The organism is Roseibium sp. Sym1, assembly GCF_027359675.1.
Taxonomy (GTDB): domain Bacteria; phylum Pseudomonadota; class Alphaproteobacteria; order Rhizobiales; family Stappiaceae; genus Roseibium.
In genome coordinates this window covers 807,687-830,830 of sequence record NZ_CP114786.1, presented here as the reverse complement: position 1 = coordinate 830,830, position 23,144 = coordinate 807,687, and the positions used below count along the sequence as shown (strand labels likewise).

Sequence of the window (23,144 nt, the reverse complement as noted above, 5' to 3'; positions counted from 1 at the left end):
CGGCGGCCACTGGCCGCCGTTTTGGTTGCATGTTCAATCCCAGTCGTCGTCATCCAGGCTCAAAAATGGTCTGCTTCACGAAGCAGGCAAACCAGGTGGCGAGACGGAGGGGCTCACACAAGTCCGACCGATTTGCGCACATCCTCGTCACGCAGGGAGCAGTCGACGCCGCGATAAGCGTCGCCGGCATCCGTGCACAGCCAGGAGATCGCTTCGCCGACCCATTCGGCAGGGATGTGGACGGAGGGATCGAGCTGGCTGACCGGGTTGATCCCGGACGCCTTGATGTCGACCTGCATCCGGGTCGCAACCGTGCCCGGGCTGAGGCCGACCACGCGCAGGCCCTGGTCTCCGAATTCCTTGTCGGCGCAGCGTGTCAGCGACAGCGCGGCAGCCTTGGAGGCGCAATACTGGCTCCAGCCTTCAAGCGCGCCGGTGGCCGCGCCCGAACTGATGTTGACGATGGTCCCGGCGCCCTTTTCCAGCATGTGCGGGGCGACCGCGCGGATGCCGTGATAGACGCCCTTGACGTTGATATCGATGACCTGGCCCCAGGCTTCCGGATCGGACGCTTCGATGCGGGCGATCGGCTCGATCACGCCGGCATTGTTGACCAGGATGTCGATGCCGCCGAAGGTTTCGATGCAGAACCGGACGGCCTTGTCGACGTCGTCATAGCTGGCGACATCGCAGGTAACCGCCGTAGCCTCGGCGCCGCTTTCCCGGATCTCGGCGGCAATGCGCTCGATGTCCTTGGCCGAGCGGGCGGCCAGAACGACCTTGGCGCCGTATTTCGCCAGGCTGCGGGCGGCGGCTTCGCCGATGCCCCTGCTGGCGCCGGTAACCAGGGCAACTTGCCCCGACAAATCAAACATGTAACGTCCCCTGCTTGGTCCGGCACTCTTGGCCGGTTTTGATCTTCTGCGGACCATAATGCGGCGGTCGCCAGGAATAAACAGCCTGATTGCAACATGCTCCTGCAGCATTTGCACGAATGCCGTCCGCGATCCGACTGGATAATTGACTTTTGCGGCGCGCTCGAGTGGTTTGAACGCAAGGCGTGAAAAAGCGAACGAAGGGGCTGACCTGATGGCAGCGGAAAAATCGGCGGTCCAGACCTTCCTGCGGCAGATGTATTTCGGCCATGGGATCAAGCCACGGCTGTTTCGCTATGCCTTGCTTGCCTTCGACCTGATCACGATCGGCTATTTCATCGTGTCGTCGGTCTACGATCCGGCGCGTCTGCACCATGAGCTGGACTACGTCATTGCCGCGGTTCTGCTGCTCGATTACCTGGCGCGGCTGGTGGCCTCGTCGCGGCCGAGCCGGTATCTCTTCACATTCACCTCGCTGGCCGATGTCGTGGTCATCGCCTCTCTGATCGCGCCGGCCTTCCTGGAGAATTTCGCCTTCCTGCGCGTGGTGCGCATGCTCCGGCTGATGCGCTCCTATCACCTCCTGAAGGAACTGCGCCAGTCTTCGAAATGGTTCCGTCGCAACGAGGACATTCTCCAGTCGGCGATCAACCTGATGGTGTTCATCTTCGTGGTGACCGCCATCGTCTTCGTGATCGAGGATGACCGGAACCCGAACATCAACAATTATCTCGATGCGCTCTATTTCACGGTCACCACCCTGACCACGACCGGTTTCGGCGACATCACCATGACCGACAGCGTCGGCCGGCTGATGACCGTGATGATCATGATCTTCGGCGTCGCCCTGTTCCTGCGGCTGGTGCAGACCATCTTCCGGCCGACCAAGGTGAATTATGCCTGCCCGGACTGCGGCCTCAACCGCCACGATCCGGACGCCGTCCACTGCAAGCATTGCGGCCGCACGATAAACATTCCGACGGAGGGAGCCTGGGAGTAGCGGACCGGCCTCTCGCCGATTTGTGATGACAGGCCGCTGGACAATCTTCCGGCGAGGTCCATCCTTGTGTGCGATCCCGGAGACATCCGGTCGGAGCCAAGAGGCCAGTCAGAGCCAAGAGGCCAGTCAGAGCCAAGAGGATTGTCGATGCCTACGGAAACCGCGTCTAACTGGAAAACGTGCCTGTGTGCCGGTCTTGCGCTGCTCATGTCCGGCACCGCCCATGCCGCCGGGGATACGGCCTGCGGTGAGGAGATGCCCTGCGTGCTGGAGAACGGCGAGTATTACATCCACTTGCCCGACAACCTGCCGGCGGATCAGCCGCTCGGCGCGATCTTTTATCTCCATGGCCATCGTGGCAAGGCGGTCAACGCGATCCGCAACAAGAACTTTCAGAAGATGGCCGACGAGCTCGGCGTGGCATTCGTTGCGGTCCAGGGTGTCAACGGCACCTGGTCCTTCCCGACCGCGCCGCGCAACCTGCGTGACGAGACGGTCTTCTTCGAGGACGTTCTGCAGGATCTTGAAACCCGCTTCAAGGTCGACCGTGACCGGACGCTGCTCTCCGGCTTCTCCTCCGGCGGCTTCATGACCTGGTACCTGGCTTGCGAGAACTCCGACCGCTTTGCCGGCTACGCCCCGATTGCCGGCGCCTTCTGGGAACCGTTGCCACAGGACTGCCCGACCAGGCCGCCCTATCTCTTCCACACGCACGGCACCTCCGACACGGTGGTACCACTGGAAGGCCGCTGGCTTGGCGGCGGCAGGTGGAAACAGGGCGATGTCCACGAGAGCTTCGCCATCTGGCGCCGCCAGAACGGCCTCGGTGACACCGCGCCGCAAACCTTCACCGACGGCAAGCTGACCTGCGAACGCTGGCAGCCGAAGACCGGCCTGCTTGAACTCTGCCTGCACAATGGCGGCCACAGTGTCGAAGCCGGTTTCATCCGCCGCGTCTGGCATGAGCTTGGTGAAATGAAGGGCTGGACGAACAAGGGGTAGAACGTCGCCTCACACAAGAGATCATTCCCTGTGCCCCGGCGGCGCCTCCTCACCGTGGTCATCCCGGCCTTGAGCCGGGACCCACTCGTTGCCAGAGCGTTGCTTGTTTGGCGCGGGCCGCTCGGCAAATGGCGGTTGCTTTCGCAAGCGACACGGCGAGTAGGCCCCGGCTCAGGGCCGGGGTGACGCTGCGGGTGTGGCTGCATGGCACCAGAGGCAAAATGCCTGAGACTCCACTTTCCGTCAGCGCCCCCTAACCAAAATTTGAGCCGCCGTGTCCGGCTGCGCGGAACGCCGCGGTTGACGTTGCTCCGCGCCTGTGTCCATTTCCCGCCAGAACCATTCCCGATTGCCAGGTACGCCCTTGTCCCAGAAAGACCCCGGTCCCGGCGCCCTTGCCGGCCTCGTTGTCCTTGACCTTTCCCGCATTCTCGCCGGGCCGACCTGCACCCAGATTCTCGGTGATCTCGGCGCCGAGGTGATCAAGATCGAGCGACCCGGCCGCGGCGACGACACACGAGGCTGGGGGCCACCGTTCCTGCGGGACGAGAAGGGCAACGAAACCGCGGAAAGCGCCTATTACCTCTCTTCCAACCGAAACAAGGCGTCGGTTGCCATCGACCTCGCCAGCGAAGACGGCCAGCGGCTGATCGCGGATCTGGCGGCGAAGGCCGATATCCTGGTGGAGAATTTCAAGGTCGGCGACCTGAAGCGGCGTGGGCTCGATTATGCCACGCTGAAGGCGATCAACCCGAAGCTGATCTATTGCTCGATTTCCGGTTTCGGCCAGACCGGGCCTTATGCGCACAGGGCAGGCTATGATTTCCTGATCCAGGGCATGGGCGGCATCATGTCCCTGACCGGCTTTCCGGACGAGGAGGGCGGCACGGAGACCAAATGCGGCGTCGGCATCGCCGATGTCATGTGCGGCATGTATGCCACCGTGTCGATCCTGGCCGCGCTCAACCACCGTCACGCCACGGGCGAGGGCCAGCAGATCGACATCTCGCTGCTGGACGCCCAGGTCTCCTGGCTGATCAACCAGGGTGCAGGGTATCTCGTTTCCGGCAAGGTGCCGGGCCGCCTCGGCAACGGCCATCCGACCATCGTGCCCTACGAGACCTTTCCGGGTGCCGACCAGTCCTTCATCCTGGCCGTCGGCAATGACAGCCAGTTCCGGAAATTCTGCGCTGTCGCCGGCGCGCCGGAGCTTGCCGAGGATCCACGCTTTGCCAAGAACGCCGACCGGGTGCGCAACCGCAAGGAGCTGATCCCGATCATTCGCCGGCTCACCATCGAGAAGGACGCCGCCGACTGGATCGCCGAGCTGGAAGCCGCCGGCGTGCCCTGCGGTCCGGTCAACGATCTTGGCCAGGTGTTCGACGATCCGCAGGTGAAGTCCCGCGGGATGCGGATCACCCTGCCGCATCCCCTGAGCGGCACCGTCGATCTCATCGGCTCGCCGATCAACCTGGAAAAGACCCCGGTCAGCTATCGCACCGCGCCGCCGCTGCTCGGTGCGGACACGGCCAATGTGCTTGCCCGGCATCTGGGCCTCACACCTGAAACCCTTGCAGACTTTGCCGAACGCGGCATTCTCGGTCTGAAATCGCCTACAGAAGAAGAGAACAACGCATGACCACCGGCGCGGACATCATTGCGGGCAAATTGCATTCGGCGGGCTGCCGTCATGCCTTCGGCATTCCGGGCGGCGAGGTTCTGGCGCTGATGCAGGCGCTGGACCAGGCCGGGCTGAACTTCGTGCTGGTCAAACATGAAAACGCCGGCGGTTTCATGGCCGAGGGCGGCTGGCATGCGGATGGCGCTCCGGGCGTGTTACTGGCAACGCTCGGTCCCGGCGCGGCCAACGCGATCAACGTCGTCGCCAACGCCTGGCAGGACCGGGTGCCGCTGATCTTCCTGACCGGTTGCGTCGACCAGGCGGAGGCCGAAAGCTACACCCACCAGGTGTTCGATCATCAGCAGCTCCTGCGCCCGATCGTGAAGGCGAGTTTTTCCGCCCGGCTCGGCGCGCTCGACGTCATGATGGAAAAGGCGCTGGCGATCGCCCTCGACGGCCAGCCCGGCCCAGTCCATATCGACGTGCCGATCAAGGTCGCCGAGACCGAAACGCCCGAGCCCTGGAGCCGGGCCTTCCAGGCGGCTCCCGTCGCCACCCAGCCGCTGCCCGGCAGCGATCTCGACACGGCGCTGGAGCTGATCGCAAAAGCCGAACGGCCGATCGCGATTGCCGGGGTCGACGCGGTCAATGAAGGCGCGTCGGCAGCGATCACGCAATTCTGCGAGACCTACCGGGTGCCGCTGGTGACAAGCTACAAGGGCAAGGGACTTCTGGACGAGACCCATCCTCTGGCGCTCGGCGGCGCGGGCCTGTCACCCAAGGCCGACGGCCATCTCCTGCCGCTGATCAACAAGAGCGACTGTATCCTGCTGCTCGGCTACGACCCGATCGAGATGCGCATCAACTGGCGCAATCCGTGGGCCGCGGACGCGCCGGTGATCGACATCACCCCGGTGCTGCGCACCCACGGCATGCATTCGGTCGCCGCAACGCTGAGAGGCGCCGTCGCACCGGTGCTGAAACGGATGGGCGAGGTTCGCGACCCGGCCACGCCCTCCTGGGCAAATGGCGAACCCGCACAGGTCCGTGCCGATCTCGAAGCGGCCTTCGCGCCGGAAGCCTCCGGCTGGGGCCCGGGCACGGTCTTCCACACCCTGCGCGACGCGATGCCGGACGACACGGTGGCCACGGCCGACAGCGGCGCCCACCGCATTCTCGTCAGCCAGATCTGGCGCTGCCCGCTGCCGCGCCAGCTGCTGCAATCCTCCGCGCTCTGCACCATGGGCTGCGCCGTGCCGCTGGCCATGGGCCACCGCCTGGTCGAGGGCCAGTCCCCGGTGATCGCTTTCGTCGGTGATGCGGGCCTTGAAATGTGCCTCGGCGAACTTTCCACCCTGCGCGATCTGAAAATCCCGGTGATCATCTGCGTCCTGGTCGACACGAGCCTCGCCCTGATCGAACTGAAACAGCGCGGCAGCCAGCGGCCGAATGTCGGCGTCGATTTCGGCGAAACGGATTTCCCGGCGGTCGCCAGGGCCTATGGCGGCCACGGTGTCTGGGTCGAGGATGCGGACACCCTCAGGAGCGAAGCCGAGGACGCCTTGAAACGCGACGGCTTCACGCTGCTCGCCTGCCGGATCGAGCGGCGGGCCTATGACGGGGGGTTTTAGGGCGATGCCATTGTGGTCCGATCTCTGTCCACTGAGGCTTCGCCGCTTGCGGCCCCGCCCTGGAGGACAGGGCCATCGCAATTGAAGAAGACACCCCACAAACACCGGTGTCACCCCGGGCGAACGAAGTGAGACCCGGGGCCCACTCGTTTGCACAGTGCAGGAGCAAAAGCACCGTTCGAAAACGCACCGTATGCTTTGGTATGCGGATCTGAGAGTGGGTCCCGGCTCGCGCTGCGCTTGGCCGGGATGACTCCAAAGGTGACGTATTTGCCAAGGGCTTTGACGAGGAATTGCAAATGCAATTGTCCTGCCCCGCTGGCGAACAAGCGGCAAGGCCTGTTTGTTTACGGAAGATCTCGTTTCACCTTGCCCCCGTGAACCCTTCCCGTGAACCCTTCCCGTGAAGGCAATCTTACCTTCACGGGAAGCTTTCTCATTCACGCCACGGCCGCCGGGTCCAGGAACCCGCCGGACTGCCTGTTCCAGAGCTGGGCATAGACCCCGCCCTTTTGCAGCAAGCTCTGGTGTGAGCCTTCTTCGATGATCCGGCCCTGATCCATGATGATCAGCCGGTCCATCGCGGCGATGGTCGACAGGCGGTGGGCAATGGCAATCACCGTTTTGCCCTTCATCAGATCGAACAGGCTCTCCTGGATGGCGGCCTCGACTTCGGAATCGAGCGCCGACGTCGCCTCGTCCAGAACCAGGATCGGTGCATCTTTCAGGAGCACCCGGGCAATGGCAATCCGCTGGCGCTGCCCGCCGGACAGCTTGACGCCGCGCTCGCCGACATGGGCGTCGAGACCGCGCCGTCCCCTGAAATCCTGAAGATCGGGAATGAAGGACATGGCATGGGCCTTTTCGGCTGCCCGCATTGCCTCCTCCCGGCTCGCGCCGGAGCGGCCATAGACGATGTTGTCCAGCACCGAGCGGTGCAGCAGCGACGTGTCCTGGGTGACCATGCCGATCTGCGCCCTCAGGCTGTCCTGTGTGACGGCGCCGATGTCCTGACCGTCGATCAGAATGCGCCCGCCCTCAAGATCATAAAAGCGCAGCATCAGATTGACGAGGGTCGACTTGCCGGCCCCGGAGCGCCCGACCAGGCCCACTTTCTCGCCCGGCGCGATCCGAAGCGACAGGTCCTCGATGACGCCCTTGTCCTGGCCGTAATGGAACCGGATCCGGTCAAAGACGATCTCGCCCCTGGAGACATCGAGCGGCTTGGCGCCCGCGCGGTCCACCAGCGTGTGGGGCTGGGAGATCGTTTGCATGCCTTCCTGAACCGTTCCGACATTTTCGAAAATGTCGGTCGTGATCCACATGATCCAGGCGGACATGTTGACGATGCGCACCGACAGGGTGATCGCCAGCGTCAGCGAGCCGACCGTGACGAGACCGCCCTGCCACAGGCTGATGCCGAGCGCGCTCAAGGACGCAATGAAAAGGCCGTTGACGATCCAGAGCAGGATGACCATTTGCGACAGCGGCCGCAGGATGTCGTAAAACTTCCTGGTATGGTCCTCCAGCGACTCGCGGGTATAGGCCTCCTCTTTCCGGCCCGCCGCGAACAGCTTGACGGTCAGGATGTTGGTGTAGCTGTCGACGATCCGCCCGGTAAGGCTCGAGCGTGCTTCGGACATGATCGCCGAGCGCTCCTTGATCTGCGGAACAAAGAAGACGAGCAGCGCAACGTAAATCACCAGCCAGCCGGCCAGCGGCAGGACCAGCCAGGCGTCGACCCCGAGAAACAGGTAAATGGCTGCCACGACATAGATCAGCACGAACCAGATCGCATCGATCAGGGAGACAACGGATCCGCGCAAGGACGGCCCCGTCTGGATGATCTTGTTGGCGATCCGTCCGGCAAAGTCGTTGTTGAAGAAAGACAGTGACTGCCCCAGAACGTGTTTGTGCGTTTGCCAGCGAATGAGGTTGGTCATGGCCGGCTCGATGATCTGGAACTTGATCATCGTGTGCCCTGCGCCAAAAATCGGGCGCAACACGGCCACCACCACCAGCATCCAGATCAGTTCGCCACCGTGATCCGACAGAAGTTGATCGGGACCGGTCGTGTTCAGGTAGTCGACGATCCGTCCGAGATAATCGAACAGGGCGACCTCGATGATCGAGACCACAAAGCCGAACGCCATCAGCCAGGCGAGCGGCTTCCAGATCTGGCGGATGAAATGCCAGTAGAACGCGCTCAGGTCGGAAGGCGGCGGCGTTCCGTCATGATGTTTGAAAGGAGAAACAAGGTTTTCAAGATAAGAGAAGACCGTGTTCATCGGTCCGGTGCTCCGTATTTGGGTCAAGATTCATGGAGGGAATCGTACCGGCACGGAGAGGCTCAAAGAGAGATTCGGGTCGCGGGCGGTACGGAAGAAAGGCTGATACCGACACGGGAACCGAATATGGTCTGCGTGTCGGTCTAGTTTGGACCGAGATTTCGCATGTGGCTCTCTAGGGTTGTGATGGCTCTGAAACATGAAAACGGCCGCACACGCGCAAATGCGCCTGTGGACCGAGCCCACCCTAGCGGCTGGTTCGGGCAGATCAAGCTGAAAGCGCCAGGGCGGCGTTAACAGGGGATGCACGTGTGAATTGTGCCACACTTGCGATACAAGACTGTTCCCGGACGGGCCGCATCTGCCCCAAAACCGATGAGCGGTCCCCGTCGCAGGCGCATGATTGGCTTTGAAGGGATCAGATCAGGTCCTATTTGTTGTGGTTGGAACAAGGGAAAGACCGGAACATGGGAGTGGCAATGCGGCGGATCCTGACCTGGGGTGCAGGCTTTGTGCTGTTCAATCTGGGGCTCAGCCTTTTCGTGGTGTTCGGGGGCGTTCACACGGCCTCCGGCCATTGGAGCAGTGCCAGCCGGGCGCCCCTCGGAATAGCGCCTGATCCACGGATTGAACGGCAAGCCATCATTCAGGTCTATGCCGCGAGGGCTGTCAGCTGGCGCGGCTATTTCGGCGTCCATAGCTGGGTCTCCATCAAGGCGTCGGAGGCAGATCATTTCACCACCTACGAGGTCATGGGCTGGCGGGTCCGACATGGCGGGAAAGCCGTTTCCGCCTCGCGCCGAGCTCCTGACAGCCGATGGTTCGGCTCGGAGCCCCGATTGATCGCGGATTTCCGCGGAAAGCGCGCCGAAGCCGCGATTCCAAAGCTGCTCGGGGCGATCCGCGACTATCGCCACAATGACGAATACACGATCTGGCCGGGCCCCAACTCGAACACCTTCACCGCCCATCTCGGCCGCGTTGTCCCCGAGCTCAGACTGGACCTCCCGCCGACGGCGGTCGGCAAGGATTTTCTCCCCTCCGGCTTCTGGGCAAAGGCCCCGAGCGGCACCGGCTACCAGCTCTCGCTGTCCGGTCTTCTGGGCATTCTGATCGCCTGGGAGGAGGGCCTCGAGGTCAATCTGCTCGGATTGACCTATGGCGTTGATGTCAAGGATCTGTCGATCAAGCTGCCGATGGTGGGGCGGGTCGGGTTTTAGCCGGCAACATGTGGCGGAACCGAAGATGCCGGTCCTCTTTTGGGTCGGGGTCGATACCGGCCTGGCGCTGTTCGGACTGGGGAGGCAGTTGAAATACTGCTCTCGTGCAGGGGGGCGGATTTGCATGGCATTTTCCGGTTTGTCCGGAAACCCGGACATCGCCGTCCAGGGATGCGCGTGCTAGGTTGACAACCAACACATGTTCGAAAGGTCACCCGCTCAATGGTATTAGACGCGCGCGCCCCACGCCTCGCAGTGCTGATCGACGCCGACAACGCGTCGGCCAGGATTGTTGACGGGCTCTTTGACGAGATCGCGAAGATCGGCGAGGCAAGCGTTCGGCGCATTTACGGCGACTTTTCCAGCCCGAGGTCAAAAGCGTGGATCGACGTGCTGGCCCGGCATGCCATCATTCCGCACCAGCAGTTCGCCTACACGACCGGCAAGAACGCCTCCGACATCACGCTGGTCATTGACGCGATGGACCTCTTGCTGAGCGGACGCTTCGACGGCTTTTGCCTGGTGTCCTCCGACAGCGACTTTACGCGGCTCGCTGCCCGTATTCGGGAACAGGGCGTCGATGTCTTCGGCTTCGGCGAGCAGAAGACGCCTGAGAGCTTCCGGCAGGCTTGCCGGCGGTTCACCTACACCGAGAACCTGCTCCCCGATGCCCCTGCCAACGCGGAGACCACGGGCAGCACATCAAAGCCGCTTCAATCGCCGAGCGCGGCCACGCCCATTATCCGGCGCGTTCTCGATCAGATGGAGACAGAAGACGGCTGGGCGCCGCTTGGCGCTGTTGGAACGCAGCTGGCCAATCTGTCATCGGATTTCGATCCGCGCAATTTCGGTTTCCGCAAGCTCAGCGATCTTGTCCGCAAGACCAACGCCTTCGAGATCGAGCATCCGGAAGGGCGATCCATCCGCATCCGCGAGAAGCCATCCCCTAAGAAAGCCTCGGCAAGACGGAAATCTTAACCGGCCTCTCGGTTGGATGGATCGTGAAGGCTGTCCGTAATGGCAGCACTTGACTGGGAAAGGAGGGGCGGATCGCTCGCCGGGCGGACGCCCTATGCATGAACGACCGGCGACTCCCGGACGATGATCAGGACTCCGGCAGATTGGCCGGGTCGAAATCACACATCTCCGCCGCTTTGGCGAGGCTGTCGCTGAAACCGATGGGCGAGAAGCGGCCATAGAGCCAGGTCTCGCCCAGGCTTTCCCGTTCGACGGAAATATCGATATGTGTCTGTGCATTCGCCACAGCGGCGATCATGTCTTTCACGAAACCGCCGGTCATCGAAAGACTGTGCGGATCCGACGGGCCGACGGGGAACATCTCGCCGCCCAGCCAGTGGTCTTCTCCGTCAATGGTGATCTCGACGAGGTCGGTCTCGGCCCAGGGATCTTCTTCATTGTCCGTGTAAGGCGCGTATTCGTAGCTGAACCCCGCATTGAAGCCCTTGACGTCGAACCTGAACTGCAGGGATCCGGACGTGTCGCGCGCCGCGGCATTGGTGTAGACAAGGCAGGTCCCGCCGATCCTGGCGGTTTCCCAGTCGCCGCTTGAAAACGGGGCGGCGGCCACGGGTGCCGCCGGCAGCAGGGCCAGCGTTGCGGCAATCAGTCTGAAATTCATTCGAAGGGTCTCCACAAACTGTCTGAATGGCGCGGCCTGATCCCTGCAGGCCAGCGAATGCGGCCCGCAGGCGGAAAAGCACCGACACGCTCCGCGCGCATGCTGATTGTTGACTGGTTTCAATTTGGTGTAAGTACAAGCGGCAGATTGATATCCTTGTCGCTCAAAGGCTGGTTGCGGCGCCTGCCGCAGCTGGCTGGCGCCGCACCGGTTTTACCCGATCCGAAAGTCGTGCGGGCGCCGTCAGTTGACACTGATGCAGTGAGCCCTCGCTTCGCGATACTCGTTGGGATACGCGTCGGCGAGCCTGGTCATCGCCGCCAGACTCATGACGCTCAAGCCTTCCTGCTCAAGCATGATGCTGACCACGCAGGCGCAGGCTCCAAGGTTAAGCCCTTCACTCTTGCACACGTTGACCACACCACTGTCCAGATCGATTGTCTCGCCCGTGTCGAGTTTTACTTCGATCGCATTGGCAATACTATAGGAGACCATATTCAAGCCCACGCAGGCAAGCGCGGCGCATGCAAACGTCGCCAGGGGCTTCAAGCGCTTGTTCTTCATTACATTTCTCCATGCAATGGTTGATGTGTGCGCCTCTGCGAGCCTGATATCCCGGTTCGAAATAAGCGCAGAGAATGATTACGTTACCATGTGGTTTCTGACAATATGCAAAAGTATTTTTGAAGGATTTACTTGTGTTGAGTTCGCATGCGACTGGCACACCTTGCCGATGTATCGATGAAGGCAAGTTCGTGTGGGGACCCGGCAGCTTGGAGCGCGCTGTTTCCCTTCCAGGCTGCCGTTCCAGGTTGGTTCTTCGGTAAACCGAGCATCCTGTTTGCGGGGACATGATGAAAGTCCGGATACTCACGGCGGGTGGGAAGGTCCGGAAGGTCTGCACTTTCGCCAATGCAAGCAAGGCAAACGTGTGCCACCCGCCTTCTTGACCACTGGACTTTCCGCGCGTCCTCATTATGCTGCACCCGCGAAAAGAACGGCCGGTGCGGGAACAACGGCCGCGGGAGGACGAGGAAACATGAAGATCTGCCGGACCAGGGCGGAGTTGCGCGACGTCGTGCGCGGCTGGAAGCGCGCGGGCGAGACGGTCGGGCTGGTGCCGACCATGGGGTATCTCCACGAAGGCCATCTCGGCCTGGTACGCCTGGCGCGCGAAAAAGCCGACCGCGTGATCACCACCATCTTCGTCAATCCGACCCAGTTCGGCCCGAACGAGGATCTCGACACCTATCCGCGCGACGAGGCCCGCGACCTTGCGCTGCTCGAAGCGGAAAGGGTCGACGCGGTGTTCATGCCCGATGTTGCCGAGATGTACGGCGCCGGCGGCGACACCTTTGTCGAGGTGCCGGGACTGTCCGGCATCCTTCAGGGGGCGCTCAGGCCCGGTCATTTCCGCGGGGTCGCCACCGTGGTCACCAAGCTCTTCAACATCGCGACACCGGATTTTGCCGTTTTCGGCGAGAAGGACTACCAGCAGCTCACCATGATCCGCCAGATGGTCCGCGATCTCGACATGCCTTTGGAGATCCTCGCCCATCCGACCGTGCGCGAAGCCGACGGGCTGGCCATGTCGTCGCGCAATGTCCGCCTCAACCCGGAGCAGCGCCGGCAGGCCGTCGCGCTGAGCCGGGCACTGGCGGCTGCCGAGACCTTGGCCAGGGCCGCCCCGGAGATCGCCGAGCTTGAAGAGGCGGTCCAGGCAGTCCTTGCCGAGGCAAAAGACGGCGACGTGCAGAGCGTCGACATCCGCGACGCGGAAACCCTTGCCGAGTTGTCCGGCCCGCTGAGCCGACCGGCGGTCGTGCTGCTCGCCGTGCGCTTCGGCCCCGTTCTCCTGATCGACCAGCGGGTGATCACACCCGCCGCCTGATTGTCCGATGACAAGACCTGTTCGAAAGGATGCCAAATGAGCAGCCAGAAACCCGTCCGCCGCATCACGGCGCCGCAGATCACCAAGAAGAAGGGCGGCGAGCCCATCGTGTCGCTGACTTCCTATCACGCCCACACGGCGGCGATCGTCGACAAATATGCCGATTTCATCCTGGTCGGCGACAGTCTCGGCATGGTCATGCACGGCATGGAATCCACCGTCGGCGTGTCGCTCGACCTGATGATCATGCACGGCAAGGCCGTGGTGCGCGGCACCGAGCGCGCGCTGGTCGTTGTCGACATGCCTTTCGGCACATACGAGGAAAGCCCGTCGGAAGCCTTCCGCAACGCCGCCCGGGTGATGAAGGAAACCCAGTGCGGCGCGGTCAAGCTGGAAGGCGGCGCGCGCATGGCCGAGACCATCCGCTTCCTGACCGAGCGCGGCGTGCCGGTGATGGCCCATATCGGCCTGACACCGCAATCGGTCCATGTCATGGGTGGTTTCAAGACGCAAGGGCGTGAGACAAGTGACTGGGAGCAGCATTTCGAGGACGCAAGGGCGGTGACGGAAGCCGGTGCCTTCGCCGTCGTGCTGGAAGGCATGGTCGAGCCGCTGGCGGCCCAGGTGACCAAGGAAATCCCGATCCCGACCATCGGCATCGGCGCCTCGGCGGAATGCGATGGCCAGATCCTGGTGCTGGAGGACATGCTCGGCCTCAACCCAACCCCGCCGAAATTCGTCAAGGTCTACGGCAATCTCGGCGGCCAGATCGAGGCCGCGGTGAAAGCCTATGCGGACGACGTCAAGGACCGCAGCTTCCCGGGGGAGGGGCAGGTCTACCGGTAGGGGTAATCAGGCGGCTGCGGCATTGCATGTCTTCTGGTTGTCCCGAGCGTGTGCGGTCCGGAATAGACGCCCGAATTTCGGCTGCGGAGGGCATGAAACAGGCGTAACCTGCCGCCCATGCTGATGACACGACCTTCCTTCGACACCCTTTACGATGCGCTTCTCAGGCGCGATCCGTCCTACGACGGGCGCATGTTCGTCTGCGTGGCTTCCACCGGTATCTTCTGCCGTCTGACCTGCCCGGCGCGCAAGCCGAAGCCGGAGAATTGCAGTTTTCACGAGACGGTTGCCGAATGCATCGAGGCCGGGTTCCGGCCATGCAAGCGCTGCCGGCCGACAACGCCGGAGGCAAGCGCCGATCCGGTGGTGAAGCCGCTGATCGAGGCGCTGGAAAAGCGGCCGGGATACCGCTGGCGCGAGCCGGATCTGGTGCGCATGGGCTTCGACCCGTCGACGGTGCGCCGTGCCTTTAAGCGCCATTTCGGCATGACCTTCCTGGAAATGGCGCGTCAGCGCCGCCTGCAGGAGGGCTTTTCGACCCTGGCCGGCGGCGGCAAGGTTATCGATGCGCAAATTACCGCGGGCTTCGAGTCGCCAAGTGCCTTCCGGGAGGCCTTTGCCCGTATCCTGGGGCAGGCGCCGGGTACGTTTTCCGCGCGGCCGCTGCTTCATGCCGACTGGGTCGCTTCGCCGCTCGGGCCGCTGGTGGCGGTCACCGACAGGACACAGCTTCACCTGCTGGAGTTCCTCGACCGCAAGGCGCTGCCGGCGGAATTCCGCAAGCTGCAGGGCTTTGCCAAGGGCAAGATCGGCTTCGGCCGCACCGAAATAACCGACCAGATCCAGTCGGAACTGGACCGGTTCTTCGCCGGCACGGGCGGTTCGTTCGAAACGAAGCTGGCGCTTCACGGCAGCGCCTTCACCCGGAACGTCTGGCGCGAGCTGCTGGAGATCCCGCCCGGGGAAACCCGCAGCTATTCGGACCTTGCCAAACGCCTCGGCCGGCCGGAAGCGGTGCGGGCGGTGGCGCGCGCCAACGGCGCCAACCAGCTGGCGCTGGTGGTGCCGTGCCACCGGGTGATCGGTTCGGACGGCTCGCTCACCGGCTATGGCGGCGGGTTGTGGCGCAAACAGCGCCTGATCGAGCTGGAGCGCAGCTACCGGACAAAGACCGCCGGGTGACATTCAGGGTCCGGACCCCGGACGCATTCTCGCGAGTGTCCGGCCAAAGGATATCCTCGGCTTGTTTCCTGATCGGACCACTTGCATCTCTCTGCCCATGTTGCCAGCGCAATCGCATTTGACCGGAGTCCTGTTGGCGGTTGCCGTAGTTACCTCTCCCGGTGGGAGAGGTCGGACCGGAGGTCCGGGTGAGGGGGCGGACCGCGCCGTATTTTTCAGGCATTTGTTCCCTCACCCCAACCCTCTCCCACCGGGAGAGGGAGCTGGCTTCCGCCAAGGACGATTGCCCTGCCTCATGCGGGGGAGACGGCAACAAGGGGAGATGTCAATTCATGGCCGGCAGGCACGAACCTGCTGAGTGCCAAAAGATCCCGATCGCGCAGGATAGGTGTGAAACGCCATACCGGTCACCGGAGGCTCATTCCCGGTTGGGCACGTGAATGGTGCCGTTGGCGGCATTGTAGCCCCAGCAGGACGGATAGCGTTTCTGCCAGCTGATCGTGCCCTGCGGGTCGTAGGACAGCACCAGGCCTTCGTAGCTGTCCATCTGGCCGCGCGGATAGGTCTGCCGGTTGCTGCCCTGGATCTCCGTCGGCGCCACCACGTAGCAGCCGGTGAGGCGTGCGAAATCCCGGATGAATTCATGACCGTTGCCGCTGGTCGCGCCGAGCGACTGCAGAGCGCCATGGTCGCCGTGGGAGGACGTGTCCTGGTCGGCGATGCGGGCGACCAGGCAGCCGCGGAACCAGATCTTGAAGACCTTGCCCTTGACGTTTTCCCAGGGCGCCATCGAGTTGGAATTGAGCCCGGTGCCGATCTGGAATGATCCCGGAAAGCCGTGGGCCGTCAGCACCAGGTTGTCGATCCGTCCGCCGCGGACGGACCCGGCGGCGGCTAGCACACGGTCGACCATGGCCTGCTGGGTGTCGGTCGTGCGCACGGTGCGGGTGACATCCATGGTGTAGTTGACGGCGGCGCGGCTGTCGTTGAGGCACATGGAAGGCGACGTAATCGTGATCATCGGCGGGTCCTTTCCAGGTCGCGGTAATACGTTCAGCCCACTGGAACAGGTTGGCGTGCGCACGGCGCCGCCATTCTTGACCTGCGTGCAGGTTACCCGCCGCCGGTCGGGGCCCCAGTGACCTCGATCACAGATCGTCGGAGTTCAGCGGGGACCGGAAAAGTTTTCTGCATCGCCTTGCTGACACCGGCCTTGAGACGCTATCTGTCGCACCCGGGGCCGGTTCGGCGCGTATTTTGACGTATGCGGCTGTGTGGCCCGGCACTGGCACCGGGGCAGGGCGGTCGGCATCCGCGACCGGTGCCCTAAATTGGTTTCACGCGTGCGGGTCCCCGTGGCCGGCACCTACTTGGCAGCGGCGTTGAACTGACATGATCCAGACACCCTATTACCTGATCGACAAGGCCGGACTGCGCCGCAATCTGGAGAAGATCGCCTATGTGCGTGAACGCTCGGGTGCGAAAGCTCTGCTGGCGCTGAAGTGCTTTGCCACCTGGTGCGTCTTCGATTTCATGCGGGACTACATGGACGGAACGACGTCGTCGTCGCTGAACGAGGTGCGCCTTGGACATGAACGTTTCGGCAAGGAGACACACGCCTATTCGGTCGCCTATGCGGATTACGAGATCGACGAGGTGATCTCCCACGCGGACAAGATCATCTTCAACTCGATCGGCCAGCTCGAGCGTTTTGCCGACAAGTCGGCGGGGATCGTGCGCGGTCTGCGTCTCAATCCGCAGGTCAGCTCGTCCAGCTTCGATCTCGCCGATCCGGCGCGCCCATACTCCCGGCTGGGCGAGTGGGACGTTACAAGGGTCGAAAAGGTGATGGACCGCATCAGCGGCTTCATGATCCACAACAACTGCGAGAATGCCGATTTCGCGCTGTTCGACCGGATGCTGGGCGACATCGAGGAGAAGTTCGGCGCCCTGTTGAAGCGGGCGGACTGGGTCAGTCTCGGCGGCGGCATTCATTTCACCGGCGACAACTATCCGCTGGACCTGTTTGCCGACCGGCTGAAGGCCTTTTCGGAAAAATATGGCGTGCAGGTCTATCTGGAGCCGGGCGAAGCCTCGATCACCAATTCGACCACGCTCGAGACAACGGTGCTCGACACGCTGTTCAACGGCAAGAACCTGGCGATCGTCGACGCCTCCATCGAAGCGCACATGCTCGATTTGCTCATTTACCGGGAAAGCGCCAAGGTGGCGCCGAACGAAGGTGACCATTCCTACATGATCTGCGGCAAGTCCTGTCTTGCCGGGGACATCTTCGGCGAGTTCCGCTTTCCCGCGGAACTCAGGACAGGTGACCGGGTCTCGATCCAGGACGCGGCCGGCTACACGATGGTCAAGAAAAACTGGTTCAACGGCGTGAAGATGCCGGCCATCGCGATGAAGGAACTGGACGGCACGATCACGCTCGTCCGCGACTTCACCTACCAGGACTACGAACAAGCACTGTCCTGAAACTTGAACTCCGAACACCCCTCAAGTTCCAAGGAAGGTATGGGATTCCATGAGAAAGAATGTCCTCATCATCGGCGCCGGCGGTGTCGCCCAGGTGGTCGCGCACAAATGCGCGCAGAACAACGATGTGCTTGGCGATATTCACATCGCCTCGCGCACGAAATCCAAATGCGACAAGATCATCGAAACCGTGCATGAAAAAAACGCGCTGAAGCAGCCGGGCGTTCTGGAAGGACATCAGCTCGATGCCCTCGACATCGACGCGACAGCGGACCTGATCCGGAAGACCGGTTCCGAAATCGTCATCAATGTCGGCACGGCCTTCCTGAACATGTCGGTGCTCAGCGCCTGCATCAAGACCGGGGCGGCCTATATCGATACGGCCATCCACGAGGAGCCCGGCAAGATCTGCGAAACCCCGCCCTGGTATGGCAATTACGAGTGGAAACGGGCCGGCGAATGCGAACAGGCCGGCGTCACCGCCATCCTGGGCGCCGGCTTCGACCCCGGTGTGGTCAACGCCTTCGCCCGTCTTGCCAAGGACGACTATCTCGACAAGGTCACCGAGGTCGACATCGTCGACATCAATGCCGGCAGCCACAAGCAGTATTTTGCCACCAATTTCGATCCGGAAATCAATTTCCGCGAGTTCACCGGCACGGTCTATTCCTGGCAGAAGGGTGAATGGCAGGAAAACCGGATGTTCGAGATCGGCAAGGAATACGATCTGCCGGTGGTCGGCAAGCGCATGGCCTATCTGTGCGGCCATGACGAGGTGCATTCCCTGGCAAAGAACATGGACGGCGCGGATGTGCGTTTCTGGATGGGCTTCGGCGAGCATTACATCAATGTCTTCACCGTGCTGAAGAACATCGGTCTCCTGTCCGAACATCCGGTCACCACGGCGGAAGGTCTTGAGGTCGTGCCGCTGAAAGTGGTCAAGGCCTGCCTGCCCGATCCGTCCTCGCTGGCTCCCGAGTACGAAGGCAAGACCTGCATCGGCGACTTCGTCAAGGGCATCAAGGACGGCAAGGAGCACGAGGTGTTCATCTACAACGTCGCCGACCATGCTGAGGCCTACAGGGAAGTCGGCAGCCAGGGCATTTCCTATACGGCTGGCGTGCCGCCCGTCGCGGCCGCGATGCTGATCGCCACCGGCGAGTGGGACGTGAAGAAGATGGTCAACGTCGAGGAACTGCCGCCGCATCCGTTCCTCGGCATCCTGAACCGGATCGGCCTGCCGACCCGTATCAAGGATTCAGACGGCGACCGGGCGATCGAGTTCTAGACGCGACACGGTTTTTGCAAGGCGATACCCGGCGGCCGGTCCCCACCGAGCCGCCGGTTTCTTTTTGTGACTGCCGCAGTTCGGAACAGGATTTTTTGCCAGCGCGGAAAATGTCCTCTGGTCGGTTTGAAGCTTGCTGTTGACGGCGGCGAAAAAAATATGAATATATAACTCAGCTTTTAAGGGCGGCCCGGTTGGGGACGCCGAACGGCAGCGAAATTGCCAGGGCACGGGTCCGCCTCAACACGGGGACGCACTTGGCCCCAGCCTTGAAAACACTCCAGCACTCATGAAACCGCGCGACCAATCCGGTGGCAGACGTCAACGCTGTTGGCCTGACGAGTGTCTGCGCCCATCGCGGCAATGCTCCTGAGGGGAAAGTGAAGGGATGAAAGCATCACTGGTTCCGGCGTTGGTGGCACTGACCTGCCTGTCCCCGGTCCCGTCCGCGGCCGGGCCGGCGGAAACAATCACGGTACAGCTCAATGAAACGGCCACAATTGGGGAGGCCTGCCGGCTGACCTTCGTCATCCGCAACGATCTGCCGGACGCCGTTGTGGCGCTTGGCCTCGATCTGGTCATGTTCGACAAGTCCGAGGGCGTGTCCGGATACGCGGCTGTCGATTTTGGCGAGCTTCCTCCCGGCAAGACCCGTGTCCGCCAATATGACGTTGCCAAGGGAGGCTGCGCCGGCATTTCCCGCATCCTGCTGAACGATGTCAGGGCCTGCGAAATCGAGCGCGGTGCCGGCAGGGACTGCCTGCCACTGCTTGATATCTCCTCGCGGTCCGAAATTGATTTGATCCTGTAAAATCCGACGTTTGTGGTGATATGACATGCCTGATTCACTTGTGGCGGCGATGCCGCGGTTCCTGTCTCCTCTTGCCGGCCTTGTCGACCAGGGCGGACCGGTGGTCCTGTTGCTCCTGATCCTGTCGCTGGTCGCCGTTGCGCTGATTTGCGCCAAGGTCCTTCAGTTCGCATTTCTGGGTGTCGGCCGTTTCGGATCCGCGCGCGAGGCATTGGCACGGTGGCTGGAAGGCCGCCCGCAAGAGGCGGCCACCATCGCCGCAGCCGGCAAGTCCATCGCCGCCGACCTGATGCTCAAGCTGATCCAGGCAACTGGCCGGGCCGACGGCAACACGGCACTTCTGAAAGAGGATGTGGAACGTATTTGCGTCGGTAAGATCAACACCTTGCGCGCCTACATGCGGCCATTGGACATGATCGCTCAGACCGCACCGCTGATCGGACTTCTCGGAACCGTACTCGGCATGATCGAGGCCTTCCGGGCCATGCAGGGCGCCGGAGCCGCCGTTGATCCGTCGGTTCTGGCCGGGGGGATCTGGGTCGCGCTGCTGACGACGGCGGTCGGCCTGTCGATTGCCATCCCGGTTTCCGCGGCCGTCGGCTGGCTGGACAGCCGCATCGAGACGGAACAGTCGGAAATGGAAGCGCTGGTCACGGCGTTCTTCACTGGCGCGGTCGCCGAACGTGGCGGCGCCCGGGTCCTGCCCTTTGAGGCTACGGAGCCGAGGCATGCGGTTTAGACCCGGAAACAGGCGCCGTGCAGTCGGTCTCACCTCGCTGATCGATGTCATTTTCCTGCTGCTCCTGTTTTTCATGCTGGCTTCCAGTTTCACCCGCTACCAGTCACTCGACGTCTCGAGCGGCAACTTAGGTGGTGGTGTGGATGCAAGGCCGGCCTACCTGCGCATTCATGCGGCCGACAAGCTGGACCTGAATGGCCTGCCCCTGGTCAAGGCGGATCTGCCGCACCGCCTGTCGGACCTGGATGCGGATACCGTTGTTGCGATCTGGTCAGGGCCGCGGGCAAGCGTGCAGGACGTTGTCGACGTCATGTCCGCTGCGCGCCGGACCGGCCTCGGAACCGTTCTGGTTACGGGAAAGTAGAAAGATGCGTTTGAAACCGCCCCGGCACCGGGAACCGCAGGAAAACACGGTCCCCTTGATCAATGTCGTCTTCCTGATGCTGATCTTCTTCCTGTTCGCGGGGTCGCTCGCCCGGGACGACGCCCGCCGGATCGCACCACCCCTGAACATTCTGGAAGACGAAACCATCCGCTCGACCGGCGCGCTCGTCATTGACGGCCAGGGCCGGACCTTCGCCGGTGACGCGGAGATCCCGGTCGTGGACTGGCTGGCTCGGAAAGAGGACGAGGGACCGGTCAAGATTGCCGCCGACGGCGATCTCAAGGCCGACGCGCTGGAAAAGGTCCTCGGCGACCTGAAGGCGGCGGGCCGGCGTGAAATCGTCCTGATCACGAGGCGAGGCGAGCCGTGAGGTTTCCGCGTTACCTGGCTGCCGGAGCCATCGTCTCCGTGGTGCTGCACGGCTCCGGCGCGGCGTATTTCGCCAAGGTACCGGACGAGGCTTCGATCGCCGCGTCCGAAGGTGGCGGTGTTTCCGTGATCGGCTCGATCGAGGACCTTGTCGCAGGGGCACAGGCAGACGTGGTCGCGGACACCAGCCCGTTGCAGCCGGTCGAGCCGGCCAATGACCCGCTCGAACCGGTCAGGGAGGTGGACGAACCGTCCGAGATCGCGCCCGGCAAGCAGGTGACATACGTGAAGGCCATGCCGGTTCAACCGGTCGCGGCGCAAGTTCCGATCAAGACCTCTGCGTCCATTGCGGAAGTTCCTGTCAAAGAAGGCGTGACCGGGAGCGAACCGGTCACCGCGGCAGAGCCTGTCCAGCCCCTCCTGCCTGAAGCCCTGAAACCTGTCCCGACAACCCCATCGGTTGAAACGGCCCGACTTGAGGGATCGGTGGCGCCTGAGCCCGCCAGGCCTGTCGAACAGCGACCGGTTCAGGCGCCGACCGCGATTGCCCGGGTGAACCCGGAGATGATCGCCAAACCGGTCCCGCAGGAGACGGAAGCGGGGCCGTCGGCCGAGGATCCGCTGGCAGAGGTGACACATACGCCACGGACGAAGCCAAAGCCGCCTGTGCGCAAGACCGGGCCAGGCAAGACGCCGGACAAGAAACTCTGGACCGCCCGGAGAAAAGGCGCGGAAGCCAGTACCCGCAAAGGCGGGGAGCAGGTGAACAGCAAAACCGCCCGCTCCAATGCCAACGGCCGCAAGACGGCCAAATCCAGAGATGGCGGCAGCGCGGCAGCGTCGGATTACAAGGGCAAGGTGGTGGTCAGGTTGCGCCGTGCGAAGCGCTACCCGCGCCAGGCGCGTCGCAACAATCTCGAGGGCACCGCACATGTCGCCTTCACCATTTCCCGCAGCGGGTCCGTGTCGGCGATCCGCCTCACCAGATCTTCAGGACATGCCGTTCTCGATCAGGCTGCGTTGGACATGGTGCGCCGTGCGTCGCCCATGCCGAAATTTCCGGGCGACCTTTCCGTTTCAAGAATGAGCCTGCAGGTGCCGGTGCGGTTCAGCCGGTAGAGCGGCCCTGGATGCCGGCTTTATTCGTCCCACCTTGCCACACGCGTCATCTCGGCATCTTGCGCCTGCAGGTCACCGCTCACTGCCAGGGCGATGCGCCCGCCCGTGCCGGTTCTGCAAAGACGAAAGGAAAAGGAGGGCTGTCGCAGATTCGGCGGAAAGTCTGCCGTGATGCGGTCATCGGTCCCGATGCCGAACCCGACCGCGGCCAGATCGGTGGCAACGCCGATGCCCGTTGCTTTCAGAAAGGCTTCCTTCAGGGTCCAGAAATCGAGAAACCGCGCCGTGCGGCCCCGGGCGGCCATGCCGGCCAGCGCGCGCTGTTCCGATGGCGAACAGACCTCGCCCGCCAACAGGTCGACGTCGACCGCCCGCTGTTCCGTTTCGGCGTCGATCCCGACCTGGCCCGCATTGGTGACGGCGCAGGCCACCAGCCCTCTCGCATGTGTCAGGCTGAAGTCCAGGTTGGGCCGCCCGCTGATCCGCGGTTTGCCGGTGCCGTCGGCGTCAAACTGCCAGGATTGTGCATCCGTCGCAGGCTCAAGCAGGTTCAGGGTCCGCCGCAGCAGGGCATGGGCAAGCGCATAGTCCCTGCGATCCTCGGCGAAATGGAACTTCCTGTAGCGATCGAGCTCTTCCGCGGACAGGACGGTCAACGCCGCATCGACATCGCCTGAGCCGCATCGGTCGGTCTGAAGAATGGTCACCTTGACGTATTGCACGTCGCCTCGCAGGGAGCTGCCCGGAA

General features: G+C 62.8%; 22 protein-coding genes. 16 read left to right on the top strand and 6 right to left on the bottom strand.

What is annotated here, in order from left to right; all coding sequences use genetic code 11:
- Positions 1-113 precede the first annotated feature (113 nt).
- Complete coding sequence (locus O6760_RS03770) at positions 114-875, bottom strand: SDR family oxidoreductase (RefSeq protein ID WP_269584150.1); 762 nt, start codon at positions 873-875, stop codon at positions 114-116.
- Positions 876-1,089: 214 nt separating this feature from the next.
- Between O6760_RS03770 and O6760_RS03765 the strand changes: the two genes are divergently transcribed.
- The 4 genes from O6760_RS03765 to O6760_RS03750 all read left to right on the top strand — a co-directional run bounded on the left by O6760_RS03765 (position 1,090) and on the right by O6760_RS03750 (position 6,129).
- On the top strand, positions 1,090-1,875 hold the full coding sequence (locus O6760_RS03765) for an ion transporter (protein WP_269584149.1): 786 nt from the start codon (positions 1,090-1,092) through the stop codon (positions 1,873-1,875).
- Positions 1,876-2,022: 147 nt separating this feature from the next.
- On the top strand, positions 2,023-2,877 hold the full coding sequence (locus O6760_RS03760) for an alpha/beta hydrolase family esterase (RefSeq protein ID WP_269584148.1): 855 nt from the start codon (positions 2,023-2,025) through the stop codon (positions 2,875-2,877).
- A 364-nt stretch (positions 2,878-3,241) separates the two neighbouring features.
- Positions 3,242-4,516 carry a CaiB/BaiF CoA transferase family protein gene (locus tag O6760_RS03755; protein ID WP_269584147.1) on the top strand — a complete coding sequence of 425 codons (1,275 nt, stop codon included), beginning with the start codon at positions 3,242-3,244 and terminating at the stop codon, positions 4,514-4,516.
- Entirely contained in the window at positions 4,513-6,129 is a 1,617-nt protein-coding gene (locus O6760_RS03750) for a thiamine pyrophosphate-binding protein (protein ID WP_269584146.1), read from the top strand. The genes O6760_RS03755 and O6760_RS03750 overlap by 4 nt, the downstream gene beginning before the upstream one ends.
- A 440-nt stretch (positions 6,130-6,569) precedes the next feature.
- On the opposite strand, the gene O6760_RS03745 is transcribed toward O6760_RS03750, so the two are convergent.
- Positions 6,570-8,417: an ABC transporter ATP-binding protein gene (locus O6760_RS03745; protein WP_269584145.1), complete on the bottom strand. Its 1,848-nt coding sequence runs from the start codon at positions 8,415-8,417 to the stop codon at positions 6,570-6,572.
- A gap of 467 nt (positions 8,418-8,884) precedes the next feature.
- On the opposite strand from O6760_RS03745, the gene O6760_RS03740 reads away from it, so the two are divergent.
- Both O6760_RS03740 and O6760_RS03735 read left to right on the top strand, forming a co-directional pair.
- The gene (locus tag O6760_RS03740) at positions 8,885-9,637 is read left to right on the top strand and encodes a DUF3750 domain-containing protein (RefSeq protein WP_269584144.1); all 753 of its coding nucleotides are present in this window, start codon (positions 8,885-8,887) and stop codon (positions 9,635-9,637) included.
- 222 nt (positions 9,638-9,859) lie between these two features.
- Positions 9,860-10,615: an NYN domain-containing protein gene (locus O6760_RS03735; RefSeq protein WP_269584143.1), complete on the top strand. Its 756-nt coding sequence runs from the start codon at positions 9,860-9,862 to the stop codon at positions 10,613-10,615.
- A 127-nt stretch (positions 10,616-10,742) separates the two neighbouring features.
- On the opposite strand, the gene O6760_RS03730 is transcribed toward O6760_RS03735, so the two are convergent.
- Positions 10,743-11,276: a hypothetical protein gene (locus tag O6760_RS03730; protein WP_269584142.1), complete on the bottom strand. Its 534-nt coding sequence runs from the start codon at positions 11,274-11,276 to the stop codon at positions 10,743-10,745.
- A 243-nt stretch (positions 11,277-11,519) separates the two neighbouring features.
- A complete protein-coding gene (locus O6760_RS03725) occupies positions 11,520-11,840 on the bottom strand; it encodes a hypothetical protein (RefSeq protein ID WP_269584141.1) in 321 nt (106 codons plus the stop codon).
- A gap of 475 nt (positions 11,841-12,315) precedes the next feature.
- Between O6760_RS03725 and panC the strand changes: the two genes are divergently transcribed.
- The 3 genes from panC (at position 12,316) to O6760_RS03710 (ending at position 15,195) form a co-directional block, all read left to right on the top strand.
- On the top strand, positions 12,316-13,167 hold the full coding sequence (gene panC / locus O6760_RS03720) for a pantoate--beta-alanine ligase (protein ID WP_269584140.1): 852 nt from the start codon (positions 12,316-12,318) through the stop codon (positions 13,165-13,167).
- Positions 13,168-13,203: 36 nt separating this feature from the next.
- On the top strand, positions 13,204-14,013 hold the full coding sequence (gene panB, locus O6760_RS03715; RefSeq protein ID WP_269584139.1) for a 3-methyl-2-oxobutanoate hydroxymethyltransferase: 810 nt from the start codon (positions 13,204-13,206) through the stop codon (positions 14,011-14,013).
- A gap of 117 nt (positions 14,014-14,130) precedes the next feature.
- Entirely contained in the window at positions 14,131-15,195 is a 1,065-nt protein-coding gene (locus O6760_RS03710; RefSeq protein ID WP_269584138.1) for a bifunctional transcriptional activator/DNA repair enzyme AdaA, read from the top strand.
- A gap of 418 nt (positions 15,196-15,613) precedes the next feature.
- Here the strand turns inward: O6760_RS03710 and O6760_RS03705 are convergent, their stop codons facing one another.
- Positions 15,614-16,216, bottom strand: coding sequence for a hypothetical protein (locus O6760_RS03705; protein ID WP_269584137.1), 603 nt, complete (start codon positions 16,214-16,216; stop codon positions 15,614-15,616).
- Positions 16,217-16,587: 371 nt separating this feature from the next.
- On the opposite strand from O6760_RS03705, the gene nspC reads away from it, so the two are divergent.
- The 7 genes from nspC (at position 16,588) to O6760_RS03670 (ending at position 22,396) form a co-directional block, all read left to right on the top strand.
- Positions 16,588-17,685, top strand: coding sequence for a carboxynorspermidine decarboxylase (gene nspC / locus O6760_RS03700; protein WP_269584136.1), 1,098 nt, complete (start codon positions 16,588-16,590; stop codon positions 17,683-17,685).
- A gap of 49 nt (positions 17,686-17,734) precedes the next feature.
- A complete protein-coding gene (locus O6760_RS03695; protein ID WP_269584135.1) occupies positions 17,735-18,973 on the top strand; it encodes a saccharopine dehydrogenase family protein in 1,239 nt (412 codons plus the stop codon).
- 388 nt (positions 18,974-19,361) lie between these two features.
- Positions 19,362-19,784 (top strand): hypothetical protein, encoded by a 423-nt coding sequence (locus tag O6760_RS03690; protein WP_269584134.1) that lies wholly within the window; start codon positions 19,362-19,364, stop codon positions 19,782-19,784.
- A 25-nt stretch (positions 19,785-19,809) separates the two neighbouring features.
- Positions 19,810-20,523, top strand: a complete 714-nt coding sequence (locus tag O6760_RS03685; protein WP_269584133.1) for a MotA/TolQ/ExbB proton channel family protein — start codon at positions 19,810-19,812, stop codon at positions 20,521-20,523.
- Complete coding sequence (locus O6760_RS03680; protein ID WP_269584132.1) at positions 20,513-20,887, top strand: ExbD/TolR family protein; 375 nt, start codon at positions 20,513-20,515, stop codon at positions 20,885-20,887. Before O6760_RS03685 ends, O6760_RS03680 begins: the two co-directional genes overlap by 11 nt.
- Before the next feature lie 4 nt (positions 20,888-20,891).
- Positions 20,892-21,278, top strand: coding sequence for an ExbD/TolR family protein (locus O6760_RS03675; RefSeq protein WP_269584131.1), 387 nt, complete (start codon positions 20,892-20,894; stop codon positions 21,276-21,278).
- Complete coding sequence (locus O6760_RS03670; RefSeq protein ID WP_269584130.1) at positions 21,275-22,396, top strand: energy transducer TonB; 1,122 nt, start codon at positions 21,275-21,277, stop codon at positions 22,394-22,396. Before O6760_RS03675 ends, O6760_RS03670 begins: the two co-directional genes overlap by 4 nt.
- A 20-nt stretch (positions 22,397-22,416) precedes the next feature.
- On the opposite strand, the gene O6760_RS03665 is transcribed toward O6760_RS03670, so the two are convergent.
- Positions 22,417-23,118, bottom strand: a complete 702-nt coding sequence (locus O6760_RS03665) for a 4'-phosphopantetheinyl transferase family protein (protein ID WP_269584129.1) — start codon at positions 23,116-23,118, stop codon at positions 22,417-22,419.
- Positions 23,119-23,144: the final 26 nt, after the last annotated feature.